Source organism: Geodermatophilus sp. SYSU D00079, from assembly GCF_054050635.1.
Genome location: NZ_JBJGZS010000020.1, coordinates 1 through 13,330 on the forward strand (window position 1 = coordinate 1; position 13,330 = coordinate 13,330).

The 13,330-nt window shown below is 73.7% G+C and carries 13 protein-coding genes; 7 read left to right on the forward strand and 6 right to left on the reverse strand.

Annotation, left to right across the window (positions count from 1 at the left end):
* Positions 1–99: 99 nt before the first annotated feature.
* Positions 100–1,029 carry an LLM class F420-dependent oxidoreductase gene (locus ACI79E_RS15740; RefSeq protein WP_456933505.1) on the reverse strand — a complete coding sequence of 310 codons (930 nt, stop codon included), beginning with the start codon at positions 1,027–1,029 and terminating at the stop codon, positions 100–102.
* A gap of 81 nt (positions 1,030–1,110) precedes the next feature.
* Here ACI79E_RS15740 and ACI79E_RS15745 point away from each other — a divergent pair, with 81 nt between their 5' ends.
* The 3 genes from ACI79E_RS15745 to ACI79E_RS15755 all read left to right on the forward strand — a co-directional run bounded on the left by ACI79E_RS15745 (position 1,111) and on the right by ACI79E_RS15755 (position 4,191).
* Positions 1,111–2,226: a hypothetical protein gene (locus ACI79E_RS15745; protein ID WP_456933506.1), complete on the forward strand. Its 1,116-nt coding sequence runs from the start codon at positions 1,111–1,113 to the stop codon at positions 2,224–2,226.
* Between the two features lie 72 nt (positions 2,227–2,298).
* Positions 2,299–3,273: a lipoyl synthase gene (lipA, locus tag ACI79E_RS15750; RefSeq protein ID WP_456933507.1), complete on the forward strand. Its 975-nt coding sequence runs from the start codon at positions 2,299–2,301 to the stop codon at positions 3,271–3,273.
* 54 nt (positions 3,274–3,327) lie between these two features.
* Positions 3,328–4,191, forward strand: coding sequence for a DUF4191 domain-containing protein (locus ACI79E_RS15755; RefSeq protein ID WP_456933508.1), 864 nt, complete (start codon positions 3,328–3,330; stop codon positions 4,189–4,191).
* Between the two features lie 67 nt (positions 4,192–4,258).
* On the opposite strand, the gene ACI79E_RS15760 is transcribed toward ACI79E_RS15755, so the two are convergent.
* Positions 4,259–4,678, reverse strand: a complete 420-nt coding sequence (locus ACI79E_RS15760) for an RDD family protein (RefSeq protein ID WP_456933509.1) — start codon at positions 4,676–4,678, stop codon at positions 4,259–4,261.
* 157 nt (positions 4,679–4,835) lie between these two features.
* On the opposite strand from ACI79E_RS15760, the gene glnA reads away from it, so the two are divergent.
* From glnA to ACI79E_RS15775, 3 genes are all read left to right on the forward strand, one after another.
* Positions 4,836–6,269 carry a type I glutamate--ammonia ligase gene (gene glnA, locus ACI79E_RS15765; protein ID WP_456853161.1) on the forward strand — a complete coding sequence of 478 codons (1,434 nt, stop codon included), beginning with the start codon at positions 4,836–4,838 and terminating at the stop codon, positions 6,267–6,269.
* A gap of 541 nt (positions 6,270–6,810) precedes the next feature.
* Entirely contained in the window at positions 6,811–7,011 is a 201-nt protein-coding gene (locus ACI79E_RS15770) for a hypothetical protein (protein ID WP_456933510.1), read from the forward strand.
* A 286-nt stretch (positions 7,012–7,297) separates the two neighbouring features.
* Positions 7,298–8,005, forward strand: a complete 708-nt coding sequence (locus ACI79E_RS15775; RefSeq protein WP_456933511.1) for an ANTAR domain-containing protein — start codon at positions 7,298–7,300, stop codon at positions 8,003–8,005.
* A gap of 258 nt (positions 8,006–8,263) precedes the next feature.
* Here the strand turns inward: ACI79E_RS15775 and ACI79E_RS15780 are convergent, their stop codons facing one another.
* Complete coding sequence (locus ACI79E_RS15780; RefSeq protein ID WP_456933512.1) at positions 8,264–9,046, reverse strand: hypothetical protein; 783 nt, start codon at positions 9,044–9,046, stop codon at positions 8,264–8,266.
* 445 nt (positions 9,047–9,491) lie between these two features.
* Here ACI79E_RS15780 and ACI79E_RS15785 point away from each other — a divergent pair, with 445 nt between their 5' ends.
* Positions 9,492–9,899, forward strand: coding sequence for a four-helix bundle copper-binding protein (locus ACI79E_RS15785; RefSeq protein WP_456933513.1), 408 nt, complete (start codon positions 9,492–9,494; stop codon positions 9,897–9,899).
* A gap of 67 nt (positions 9,900–9,966) precedes the next feature.
* On the opposite strand, the gene ACI79E_RS15790 is transcribed toward ACI79E_RS15785, so the two are convergent.
* From ACI79E_RS15790 to ACI79E_RS15800, 3 genes are all read right to left on the reverse strand, one after another.
* Complete coding sequence (locus tag ACI79E_RS15790; protein WP_456933514.1) at positions 9,967–11,607, reverse strand: hypothetical protein; 1,641 nt, start codon at positions 11,605–11,607, stop codon at positions 9,967–9,969.
* Positions 11,604–12,518 (reverse strand): ATP-binding cassette domain-containing protein, encoded by a 915-nt coding sequence (locus ACI79E_RS15795; RefSeq protein WP_456933515.1) that lies wholly within the window; start codon positions 12,516–12,518, stop codon positions 11,604–11,606. Before ACI79E_RS15795 ends, ACI79E_RS15790 begins: the two co-directional genes overlap by 4 nt.
* A gap of 144 nt (positions 12,519–12,662) precedes the next feature.
* Positions 12,663–13,328, reverse strand: coding sequence for a hypothetical protein (locus tag ACI79E_RS15800; protein WP_456933516.1), 666 nt, complete (start codon positions 13,326–13,328; stop codon positions 12,663–12,665).
* Positions 13,329–13,330: the final 2 nt, after the last annotated feature.

Below are 13,330 nucleotides of genomic sequence, written 5' to 3' on the forward strand. Positions count from 1 at the left end.
CTCACGACCCCCCCCCCCGCGCGCCCCCCCCCCCCCCCCCCCCCCCCCCCCCCCCCCCCCCCCCCCCCCCCCCCCCCCCCCCCCCCCCCCCCGGGGTGGTCAGCCGAGCTGCGGCGCCACCTCTGCGGCCACGAGGTCCAGGTGGTCGAGGTCGGCGAGGTCCAGCACCTGCAGGTAGATCCGCGAGGCCCCGGCCTGCGCGTACCGGCCGAGGGTGTCGACGACCTCGGCGGGCGTGCCCGCGGCCCCGTGCTCCCGCAGCTCGCCGACCTCGCGGCCGATCGCGGCCGCCCGGCGGCCCAGCTCGGCCTCGTCCCGGCCCACGCACAGCACGAGCGCGGAGCTGAACACCATGGACGCCGGGTCGCGACCGGCCTCCTCGCAGGCCTCCCGCACCCCGGCGAAGAGCCGGGCGTTGTCCTCGACCGGCGCGAAGGGCACGTTGAACTCACCGGCGTAGCGGGCCGCCAGCCGCGGGGTGCGCCGCCTGCCGCGGCCGCCGACGAGGATCGGGACCCCTCCCGCCTGCACCGGCTTGGGCAGGGCCGGCGACCCGGTCACCCGGTAGTGCTCGCCGGCGAAGTCGAACGTCTCCCCCGGCGGCGTCGCCCACAGCCCGGAGATGACGGCGAGTTGCTCCTCGTACCGGTCGAAGCGCTCCCCGACCTCCGGGAAGGGGATGCCGTAGGCCCGGTGCTCCTCCTCGTACCAGCCGGCGCCGATGCCGAGCTCGACCCGGCCGCCGCTCATCTGGTCGACCTGCGCCACCGAGATCGCCAGCGGGCCGGGGAGGCGGAAGGTCGCCGCCGTCATCAGCGTCCCCAGCCGGATGCGGCTGGTCTCCCGGGCCAGCCCCGCGAGGGTGACCCAGGCGTCGGTCGGCCCGGGCAGGCCGTCCCCGCCCATCGTCAGGTAGTGGTCGGACCGGAAGAAGGCGTCGAAGCCGGTCTCCTCGGTGCGCCGTGCGACCGCGAGCAGGTCGTCGTAGGTGGCGCCCTGCTGGGGCTCGGTGAAGATGCGTAGCTGCACCCGCGAACGCTATCCGGGGCTCCGGGGATCCGTCGTCCCGAGATCGGACTCGGGGTGTGCTCGCCGCGGCCAGCGGGCAGGATGGCCGCCGAGACGATCAACCCGGAGGTGCATCCCGTGTTCCGCAAGAAGACGCACGGCCAGATCATCGGCGAGGAGCTCCAGGAGGGCTTCAGCCACATCGGCACGGCGGTCGCGGAGGCCGGTCGGGCGGCGGCGGAACAGCTCGCACCGCGCGTCGAGGCCGCCCGCGAGGCGACCGGCCCGGCGCTGGACGCGGCCAGGGTCGCCGTGGCGCCGAAGGTGGCGGCCGCGGTGGCCGTCGCCGCGCCGGCCGTGGCCTCGGCCCGTGACGCCCTGTCCCCGCGGGTGGAGGCCGCCCGCGAGGCGCTCACCCCGCGGGTGGAGGCCGCCCGCGAGGCGGCCGCACCGCGCGTCGCGTCGGCGCTCACCGCCGCGCAGCTGGCCGCCAGCAAGGCCGCGGCCGACCTGGCCCCGCGGGTGGAGGCGGCCCGCGAGGCGGCGCACAAGGCCCTCGAGCACGACGTCGTCCCCCGGTTGACCGCCGCCCAGGCGGCCACCCTGGCCTACGCCGCACCCAGGGTGCTGGCCGCCCGCGAGGCGGTCACCCCCGTGCTGGAGTCCACCCGCGAGTCCATCGCGGCCGGCCTCCACACGGCGCTGGAGGAGCTCGACGCCCGCCGCGAGGAGCTCATGGCCACCACGACCAAGGCCAAGAAGCAGGCCGGCAAGCGGCGGCGGGCCCTGGAGAGGAAGGCGGCGAGGACGAGGAAGGACATCCGGCGGACGGTGGAGGCCGAGCCCGCGCCCCGCCGCTGGCCGTGGCTGCTCGCCGTCCTGGTGGTCGGCGCCGCGGCCTTCGCCGCACTCCGCCGGCGCAAGGACGACGACCTGTGGACCCCCGCCCCCACCGGGGACGGGCCCGTGCCCAGCTACCGAGAGGACCCCGTGCCCAGTTCCCCGAGCAACAGCGGCAAGACCGTCTCGACCGCCCAGGACGTGCCCGGCGACTCCGCGCCGGCGGAGTCCGACATGGGGGTGCGCGACGCCCAGCTGGTCGAGGGCGACGGCCCCGACACCGAGACCGTGAACGGCTCGGACGCGCCGCAGCCGTTCAGCGGCGGCGGTGGCGCCGACGAGGGCCCGACCGCCGGCCCCCGCGGCCAGCAGCCCTGACCCACCCCTCCACGCCGCCCCCGTCGCCGACGCGACGGGGGCGGCGCGCGTCGGCGAGTACCGTGGCCGATCATGAGTGAGACGGTGGCCCCGACCCCCTCCTCGGACTCCCCGATCGCACCGGCCGGTCGCAAGCTGCTGCGGCTGGAGGTCCGCAACAGCCAGGTGCCGATCGAGCGCAAGCCCGAGTGGATCAAGACCCGGTTGAAGACCGGCCCCGAGTACACCGAGCTGAAGTCCCTGGTGCGCCGCGAGGGCCTGCACACCGTCTGCGAAGAGGCCGGCTGTCCCAACATCTACGAGTGCTGGGAGGACCGCGAGGCCACCTTCCTCATCGGTGGGGACCAGTGCACCCGGCGCTGCGACTTCTGCCAGATCGACACCGGCAAGCCCGCGGACTTCGACGCCGACGAGCCGCGCCGGGTGGCCGAGAGCGTCGCGACGATGCAGCTGAAGTACGCCACGGTCACCGGCGTCGCCCGCGACGACCTGCCCGACGGCGGCGCCTGGCTCTACGCCGAGACGGTCCGCCAGATCCACGCCGCCGTCCCCGGGTGCGGCGTCGAGCTGCTCATCCCCGACTTCAACGCCGACCCCGGCCAGCTGGCCGAGGTGTTCTCGTCGCGGCCCGAGGTGCTCGCGCACAACGTCGAGACGGTGCCGCGGATCTTCAAGCGCATCCGCCCCGGCTTCCGCTTCGAGCGGTCCCTGGCGGTCATCACCGCCGCCCGCGAGGCCGGGCTGGTCACCAAGTCCAACCTGATCCTGGGCATGGGCGAGGAACCGCACGAGGTCGTCGAGACGATGCGGGCCCTGCACGAGGCCGGCTGCGACCTGCTGACCATCACCCAGTACCTGCGCCCCTCGCCGCGGCACCACCCGGTCATCCGCTGGGTCAAGCCCGACGAGTTCGTGGAGTTCCAGAGGACGGCCGAGGAGATCGGCTTCCCCGGGGTGCTCGCCGGGCCGCTGGTGCGCAGCTCCTACCGGGCCGGCCGGCTCTACCAGCAGGCCGTCGCGGCGCGGGGTCTGACCCCCTCCGTCTGAGGGAGTCCGGGCCGGTCCACCGGACCGGCCCGGCCGCGCCCCTATCCTGTGGGCATGGCGCGCAGCAAGTCCCCCGACTCCCCCGCCCCGACCGGCAAGGCCGGGCGGGGCCCGACCGCCGCCCGCGGCCGGGGTGGGTCGACGGCCGCCGGGGCCAAGGCCGCCGCCGTCCCCCAGGGCAAGGCCGGCGGCGGCAAGGCCCCGAAGCTCGACAAGAACGGGCAGCCGAAGGTCGGCCGGCTCAAGCGGGTCGGCAACCAGGTCCGCATGCTCAAGCAGGCCTACTCGCTGACCCGCAAGAACGACCCGAAGCTGCCCTGGATCATGCTCATCGCCTTCGTGGCGGTGGCCGCGGTCGTGGAGCTGCTCGGCATCCTCTTCGGCTCGCCGTTCCTGTTCATCCCCCTCGCGATCCTGCTCGGTGCGCTGGTCGCGCTCATCGTGTTCGGCCGCCGGGCGCAGGGTTCGGCGTACCGGCAGGTGGAGGGCCAGCCCGGTGCGGCGGCCTGGGTGCTGGAGGGCATGCGCGGCGACTGGCAGGTCTCCTCCGGCGTCGCGGGCACCACGCAGCTGGACGCCGTCCACCGGGTGCTCGGCCGCCCCGGGGTGATCCTCGTCGGCGAGGGCGCGCCGTCCCGCGTCCGTCCGCTGCTGGCGCAGGAGAAGAAGAAGGTCGCCCGCATCTCCGGCGACGCCCCCATCTACGACATCCTCGTCGGTGACGAGGAGGGGCAGGTGCCGCTGCGCAAGCTCAGCACCCACGTGATGAAGCTGCCGCGCAACCTCTCCGGCGCCGAGCTCAACGCCCTGCGCAAGCGGCTGGCCGCCCTCGGCGGTGCCCGGATGCCCGTCCCCGGTGGCCCGCTGCCCGGCGGCCGCCAGATGTCGGTGAGCCAGCGGCAGGTCCGCCGCCGCTAGGCCGATCCCCACGAGAGCCCCCGTGCCGGCCGGCGCGGGGGCTCTCGTGCGTCCGGGGCCCGGCTGCTCAGTCCTGGACGACGGCGGTGCCGGTGAGCCGGTCGTGCAGGCCGCGGCCGTCGGCGTCCACGACCAGCGCGGGCACCAGCAGCATGAGCAGTGCGGTCCGGACGACGGCCCGCCACGGGGCCAGTCGCGCCCCCGGCCGCGGGTGCGCGATGCGCAGCCCGAACAGGCGCATGCCGGGCGTCTGGCCGAAGATGACCAGTGCCACCACGGTGACCAGCCCGAAGGACAGCAGGCTCCAGTTCCCCGGCAGATCGGGCGCGGTGACCAGGCCGGCGACGAGGGCCGAGGCGATGACGTCGACGAGGAAGGCACCGGTACGGCTGCTGAAGGTGGCCAGCGAGCCGGGGCCCTCGGCCGGCAGCCCCAGCGACGCACCGCGGCGACGCTCCTGAGAGGGTGGCTGCACGTTCCCGACCATGCCCGCCAGCGTAGGACCGTCCTGCGGCGGGCCCCCGCGACCGGCGCCCGGCGACACGCCCGCGCCGTTGTTACCGCTCTGAAACACCGGAGACACTGCGGGGCAACTCCGCGCTCGTAGTTTTCCGTTCGGCTGTCCGCCCACTCCCGGAGGATCGATGTTCACCAGTCCCGACGAGGTCGCCGCCTACATCCGCGACAACGACGTCGAGTACGTCGACGTGCGCTTCTGCGACCTGCCCGGCGTCATGCAGCACTTCACCATCCCGGCGTCGACGTTCGGCGAGGACACCTTCACCGAGGGGCTCGGCTTCGACGGCTCCTCGATCCGCGGGTTCCAGGCGATCAACGAGTCGGACATGCTCCTGCTGCCCGACGCCAACAGCGCCTTCCTCGACCCGTTCCGCGTGCACAAGACGCTGAACGTCAACTTCTTCATCCACGACCCGATCACGCGCGAGGCCTACAGCCGCGACCCGCGCAACGTGGCGAAGAAGGCCGAGGCCTACCTGGCCAGCAGCGGGATCGCCGACACCGCCTACTTCGGCCCGGAGGCGGAGTTCTACATCTTCGACTCCATCCGGCACTCGACCGGCATCAACGAGGGCTACTACCACATCGACTCGGTCGAGGGTTCCTGGAACTCCGGCGCCCTGACCGGTGAGAACGGTGGCCCCAACCTGGGCTACAAGACCCGCGCCAAGGGCGGCTACTTCCCGGTCGAGCCCTACGACCACTACAGCGACCTGCGGTCGACGATGATGACCAACCTGACCAACGCCGGCCTCGAGCTCGAGCGTGGTCACCACGAGGTCGGCACCGGCGGCCAGGCGGAGATCAACTACAAGTTCGACACGCTGCTGCGGTCGGCCGACAGCCTGATGCTGTTCAAGTACATCATCAAGAACACCGCCTGGGCCCACGGCAAGACGGCCACCTTCATGCCCAAGCCGCTCTACGGCGACAACGGCTCCGGCATGCACTGCCACCAGAGCCTCTGGAAGGACGGCGAGCCGCTCTTCCACGCCGAGACCGGCTACGCGGGCCTGTCCGACACCGCCCGCCACTACATCGGTGGCCTGCTGGCCCACGCTCCGTCGCTGCTGGCCTTCACCAACCCGACGGTCAACAGCTACCACCGCCTGGTGCCCGGCTACGAGGCCCCGATCAACCTGGTCTACTCGGCCCGCAACCGCTCGGCCTGCTGCCGCATCCCGATCTCCGGTGACAGCCCCAAGGCCAAGCGCATCGAGTTCCGCGTGCCCGACCCGTCGGCCAACCCCTACCTCGCCTTCTCGGCGATGCTGATGGCCGGCCTCGACGGCATCAAGAACAAGATCGAGCCGCCGGCGCCGGTCGACAAGGACCTCTACGAGCTGCCGCCCGAGGAGGCCCTCGGCATCGAGAAGGTCCCGGCCTCGCTGGACGCCGTCCTCGACAACCTCGAGACCGACCACGAGTACCTGATCGACGGCGGGGTGTTCACCCCCGACCTGATCGAGACCTGGATCGAGTACAAGCGGGAGAACGAGATCGACCCGATCCGCCTCCGCCCGCACCCGCACGAGTTCGCGATGTACTACGACATCTGAGCCGACCCGACCGCGGCCCCCGTCCTCGTCCGAGGGCGGGGGCCGCGGTGCGTCCGGTACCAGGCGCGAGGACCCCCGTGACCGGCGCGATGGACGGGACCCGTGGGACATGGACTGTCCGGGCGACTGCCGTGCTCGCCGGGATCCGGACCGACAGTCCGGTGGACATCGACCTGTCGGTCCCGCTCTGGACCATCGAGCACGTCGCGGCCGCCTTCCACCTCGAGGTGGACACCGTCCGCGAGTACACCTACCGGGAGGACTTCCCCCGCCCGCGGGCCGGGTTCTCCCGCAACCTGTGGACCCGCGAGGAGGTCCTCGCGTGGTTCACCGCGCTGCCGGGCAAGCCGCGCGGCCGCGGCGGGCGGGGCACGGTCAGCACCGCCGCCGTCGCCCGCACCGCGACTCGCTGCGGGCGCGGGTGGATGCGGCGCTCAAGGAGCAGTAGGCCGGCACCAACCCGCAGGCCCTGCTGTTCCCGGCCCAGCGCGGCGGGCTGCTGTGGTACACGTCGTTCGAGGCGAAGGCGCTCCTCCCGGCGATGCGGCGGGCGGGCTGGCCGCTGCAGTCCTGGACAGAGGTCCGCGGCCAGTGGTCCGAGCACACCCGGCAGTACACCCGGATCGAGCGGGACCGGACCACCGCTCTGCTCCCCTGGCACTCGCTGCGTCACCGCTTCGCCCGCACCATGATCGACGTCCACAACGCGACGAAGGGACAGCTGATGGCGCTCGGCGGCTGAGAGAACGAGCAGACGGTGTCGAACCGGTACTACAAGAGCGGCGAGGAGCACAGCAACAGCGGCCTTGCACTGTTCGGACAGGGACTGAGAGCCGGGCGCCTCATGGGCGTCCGGCTCTCAGCGCGCTTCCGCCGTAGCGTGATGGCAGACCCCGTCCTCGTGGCATCGTCCGACACGGGCGTGACCTGAAACCGTGCCCATGCGGCGCGGTGTGAGGCTCGGTCCGGGTAAGACCCCTCCCCGGCGGGTCGAGGTCGCTGACCGATGGCAGTGGGAGGAACGGCTGATGTCCGACATGGCGGACTTCAACGAGCGGCTGGCCGCGATCGCCCGCGAGCTGGTCAACGAGCCGGACATGCAGCACACGCTGCAGGCGGTGGTTGAGGCCGCCGCGCAGAACCTCGACGGCAAGGTGTGGGCCAGCGTGTCGCTCGTGAAGGACCGCCGCGAGGTGCAGACCCCGGCCGTCAGCGACGACCGTGCGGGCCAGGCCGACCAGCTGCAGTACGAGCTGGAGGAAGGGCCGTGCCTGGATGCGATCTGGGAGCAGGAGACCTTCCAGATCGACGACATGAGCGCCGACGAACGCTATCCCCGCTGGGCCCGGGCGGTTGCGGAGCAGACTGACATCCGCAGCAGCCTGTCGCTGCAGCTGTTCACCGACGCCGAACAGCGCAGCCTCGGCGCCCTGAACCTGTACTCGCCGGAGCCGAGCGCCTTCGACGCCGACTCCCGGGGCGAGGCGCTGGCGTTCGCCGCGCAGGCCGCGGTCGCGCTGCACAGCGCCCAGACCGAGGAGAACCTGCGCTCGGGGATGGCCACCCGCAACCTGATCGGGATGGCCCAGGGCATCCTCATGGAGCGGCTACGGCTCCCGCCCCAACAGGCGTTCGCGGTGCTCAGCCGGCTGTCGCAGGAGAGCAACACCAAGCTGCGGGAGGTGGCGCGGCGGCTGGTGGAGACCGGGGAGATCCCCGACCGGCCGCAGCGCTGAGATCAGGGCGACCCGGTGGCCACGGGTTAGGACCACCGGGTCTGGATCGCGCAGGCCCCCGGGATCCTGCGCAATCGTCCTCGTGAGCTACCCCCGGCCCTGCCGGGGCCATCATGTTGCGGGCAAGGAGTCAGTCCATCGGCTCCGCTCGCAGGACGCCATCCCACCTGACCGTGAAGGGGGCGGACGGGCAAGACGCGTCCTGCCGCAGAGGGCGACGCGGACAGTGCCCGATCGTGATGTCGCGTGCCCACGACGTCACTCCCCCAGCGCGGTGACCGCGGTGAGCAGCCCGGCGTAGAGGGCCAGACCGACGAGGAACCAGCCGAAGCTGGACCTCCCGCTGGAGGGGAGCTCCTCCTTGAACACGTTGAGCAGGATCGAGCCGCCGAGCAGGGCGGTCAGCAGTGCCACGACGACGGTGCTCGTCGGGGCGAACAGCGCGTCCAGGCCCCAGCCCAGCAAGAGGGCGGCGGCGAGAAACAGCCGTCCGCTGCGAGGGAACCGGCGCGGGTAGTGCTCCTCCAACGAGCGGTCCGTGAGTACGAAGTGCAAGCCCATCGCGATGGCGAACAGGACGGCGAAGGCCAGCCCCGTCCGCAGGCGCAACGCCATCGTGTAGGTGATCAGGCCGTTGTAGACCATGAACGACCCCAGGTGCAGCCAGTACACCCCTGCGGACTCCCGCGCCCCCGGACCGGTGGCGGCTCGCGCTCGCGCCAGACTCTCGAGGCCGTAGAAGGCGGCGAACCCGGCGAGCGCCACCAGGAAGACGCCCAGGTCGAGCAGCGGTGTGGGCTCCACCACGTCACTGAGGGCCTCGCCGATCGCCTCGTTGCCCTCCGCCAGCTCCGGCAACAGGTGCAGGAACACATAGGCCACCGCGAGTCCGCCGGCGAAGGAGCCGGTCACCCGCTCGGGGACGAACGGCAACCGGCGGATCCGCGGCGCCGCCGCGTGCAGACCAGCCAACAGCAGGGTGATGACCAGAGCGCCGACGAGCGCCTCGCCGGTCGTGAGCCCGTCGTCCACTCCGCACATCACCCTTCCCCCGATGCGCCGGCAGGCGCCCTTCCGCGGGATCCGACCCACAGCTGGCACGCGTTGCCGACTGCGCGCCGGTGAGCGCTGCGGCGTCACCCCGACGCTCCAGAGGTGCACCACCCGCCCGCAACGCGCGAACGACGCGACCAGGCGTGCCCCGGCCAGGCGACGTCACGCATCCCGTACCCGTCGTCGGCGACGGTGCCCGGATCCGCCGGAGGGCGCACATGACCTGCAGCGGCACTCGGTCGCGGAGGCGTTCAGGAGCTGGCCCGGCCGGACAGGCGGGACGGACCATGATGCTGATCTCCGGGCCGATCCCCACATGTCGAGCTGATGACGACGTGTGCAGTGCGCGGCGCTCAGGGGTAGGGGCTGTGGACCGGTACACGAAGCGGGGCCGTACGGGCATCCCGCCGCCGGTACCACGAGGAGGCCTCCCGTGACCGTCGCCGCCCAGATGCTGGACACGTACCCGAAGGACCTCGGCGGGATCGACCGGGACAAGCTGCGGGCCTGCATCGAGGCCTGCTTCGAGTGCGCTCAGGCCTGCACCGCGTGCGCGGACGCCTGCCTGAGCGAGGACTCGGTCGCCGACCTCACGAAGTGCATCCGGACCAACGCCGACTGCGCCGACGTCTGCGACGCCACCGGCCGGGTGCTGTCCCGGCACACCGGCTACGACGCCAACCTCACCCGCGCGGTGCTCGAGGCCTGCGCCGCCGCCTGCAAGGCCTGCGGCGACGAGTGCGGCCGTCACGCCGAGATGCACGAGCACTGCCGCGTGTGCGCGGAGGCCTGCCGCCGCTGTGAGCAGGCCTGCCGCGACCTCATCAGCAGTCTCGGCTGACGTCGTCGTCGCCCCACAGGCACCCGGCTCGGGCGACACATCCGGGGCGCGGCTCTCCTCCCGTGGCTCAGGTGGTCAGGTCCCGGCGGCCGTAGCGGCGGCAGCCGGCCACGGCGAGCACCGCGGCGGCGGTCAGCATGCCGGCTGCCCCTGCGGCGTTCCACGGCTCGGCCGGGACCCCGTTCAGGTGGGCGAACGGGGAGAGCCAGCGGACCGCGCCCGGCCAGTCGAGGGTGTCGGCGAGCACCAGCAGCAGGAAGCCGCCGGCCGCCGGTAGCACGCCCACGGCGAGCACCGCCGACCGTGCCCAGCCCAGCGCCGCCAGTGCCGCCCCCAGGCACACCAGCGCTGCCGGGACGACGCTGAGCGCGCCGACCAGCGCCTCGCCCAGCGAGAGCCCGGCCCCGACCCAGGCGGCACCCGCCCAGGTCGCCAGGCCCGCGGTGGCCGCGAGCAGGATCGCGGCGCCGGCGACCGCGGCGGCCTCGATCGCGGCCCAGCGGGCCCGGCACACCGGGAGCGCGTACAGCAGCGCCAGCCGACCGGCGGTCTCGTCGGCGGCGAGCGCAGCGATCCGGGCCGCGGCGAAGGCCCCGATGGGGATGGCCAGCAGCGAGTACAGCGCCGCCACGTACCCCTGCACCGACCCCAGCTCTGCGAAGCCGGCCTGGGCCGCCATCCGGGCGAAGACCGGGTTGTCCCGCAGGAACGTCGTCATCGACGTGGCGAGCAGGCCGATCAGCAGGAAGTACGCCACCAGACCGGCCGCCCAGACGGTCAGCGGCCGGCGGGTGCGGTGCACGGCCAGGCCGGGCAGCGACCGCAGCAGCCGGCTGCGGGAGGTCCGCCGGTCCGTGCCGGCGACCGGGGCACCGCCGACGTCGCGACCGGACGCGAGCGCGACCGCGGCGACGGCCGGTGCGGCAGCGAGGGCGGCGAGGACCAGCAGCGGCGCCACCCGGTTCTGGGCGAACGGCGCCACGTGTCCGAGGAGTCCGAAGGGGCTGGTCCAGGACAGCCAGCCCAGGGTCGGCGCGCCGTCGGCGACCATCCGGGCCAGCAGGCCCGCGAGCAGGACGGCGACCGCCAGGCCGGACGCCGACCGGCGCTCTGGCAGCAGTTGGGCGGCCAGCACACCCAGCGCCGCCCCGAGCATCCCCGTCCCGGCCAGCACGGCTCCGAACAGCACCGACCCGGTCACGCCGGCTCCCGCCAGCATCATCGCGACGGCGGTCGCCACGCCGGCTGCGGCGGCGCCGACGAGCACCACGCCGAGCACGCGCGCGGTCAGGAAACGCAGCCGCAGCGGCCCACCCAGCAGGAGGTCCCAACGGCCGGCCTCCTCATCGCCCCGGGTCAGCCGGGTCGCGGTCAGGGCTGCCCAGATGCCGACCAGCGCGGCGAGCCCGGTACCGACGCGCCAGACGGTGAAGCCGCCGGGGTCGTCGAGCGCGACCGGCGGGCCGAACAGCGTGCGGATCGCCGGGTTCTCCGCCAGCGCCGCCACCGACGCCGTGCCGAGGGCGCCGCCGAGGCTGCGGTGCTGCACCACGACCAGCGCGCTCATCCCGGCGCACACGACGGCCACGATCACGGTCCCGCGCCGGACCTGCCGGAGCACCGCCCTGGTGACCGTCCGCCCAGTAGAGCGCGGCGGCCGCGGCCCGCTGGCGGCCGGCGCGAGCTCGGGAACGGTCCTGGTGCTCATGCCGGGACCTGCCCGTAGTAGTCGAGGAAGATCTCCTCCAGCGACGGCTCCCGCACCTCCAGGCGGAGGACGTCGGCGTCGGCCAGGGCTCGCAGCACCGCCCCCGGTGGGCCGGTCAGCGACAGCTCCACCCGCAGCGGCGTCGGCCAGCGCACCCCGGTCACCGCCGGCAGGTCCGCCAAGCGCTGCAGGCCCGGCGCCGGCGCCGCGAGGTCGGCGACCACCTCCATCCGCCGCAGCCGACGCAGCTCAGCGAGCCCGGCCACCTCCACCAACCGGCCGCGGCGCAGGATGCCCACCCGGGAGCACACCGCCTCGACCTCGGCCAGCAGGTGCGAACTGAGGAACACCGTCTGCCCCCGCGCGGCCGCCTCGGCGATGCAGGCGCGGAACTCCCGCTCCATCAGCGGGTCCAGCCCGCTGGTCGGCTCGTCCAGGACCAGCAGCGGCGCCCGGGTGGCGAACGCGGCGACCAGCGCGACCTTCTGCCGGTTGCCGGTGGAGTAGGTGCGAGCCCGGCGATGCGGGTCCAGCGCGAACCGCTCCACCAGCTCGTCGCGATAGGCCAGATCGGTGCCGGGACCGACACCGGCCAGCAGGTCCAGGCACTCCTGCCCGGTCAGCGATGGCCACAGCGCGACGTCGGCGGGCACGTACGCCAGCAGCCGGTGCGCCTTCTCCACGTCACCGGCCGGCACCCCGAACACCTCGGCGGCGCCCTCGGTCGGCCGCAGCAGGCCCAACACCAGGCGGATCGTCGTCGACTTCCCCGCGCCGTTGGGCCCGAGGAACCCGAACACCTCCCCGGGCGCCACGTCCAGCGACACGTCGACCACCGCGTCGGTGGTGCCGAACCGCTTGCTCAGCCCCTCCGCGCGCAGCGCAGGGACGGACGACGAGATGGTGGCCAATGCGGGCTCCTGACAGTCGGCTACACGACTGCCGACCAGACTTCCCGGCGCACCGGGACAGACCGTAGCCCCGCCGGTGTGGGTCGGGAAGGCCCCGGGGCGCGGACGGGGGCGATCCCGGGACTGCTCAACGGCGCGGGTTCCTCAGAGCTGCGGTCGGATCCCCGGCTCTCCGGCCAGCGCGTCGGGCTCGAGTGACCCCTCGCCGCGGACCGCGGCCTCGGCCGGACCGCGCCGGCCGGCCGGGAGGACGGTCCTCCCGCGGGCGCCCTCGAGTTCGAGGGCGACCGCCGCGTAGAGGGCCAGCACCGCGAGGGCCAGGCCCACCCAGCCAGCCGTCGTCTTCCAGCTCGCAGACCCGGTGAGCTCGTAGGCACCGGTGACCAGGAAACGGGCGCCGGCCAGCGCCATGACGGCGGCCGGGACGAGCTTGGCCGCACCGGCGGACGCGGGGACGAACATCGAGAGCCCCGCGACGATCAGGAGGACCCCGAGGCCCTTGCTGGCGGTGCCGGGCGGGGAGGTCACGGTGGTGAGACCGACGACCGCCCACGTGCCACCGAGGACCCCCATCCCGGTGGCGGCCACCGGGTCGCGCGCCAGGAAGCCGATGACCGCCGCGGTGAGCTGCAGCGGCACGGTCGCGACCAGCGCGGTGAGGGCGGCCACCCGGCCCTCGGTGGGCGGGATCCAGCCCAGCTGGACGGTCGCGAAGACGGTCGTGGCCAGGGCCAGGGCCAGGAAGCCGAGTGGCAGCGGCGTGGCCAGCGGCCGGAGGACGACGCGGGTCGCGGTCTGCGGAGTGGTCATCG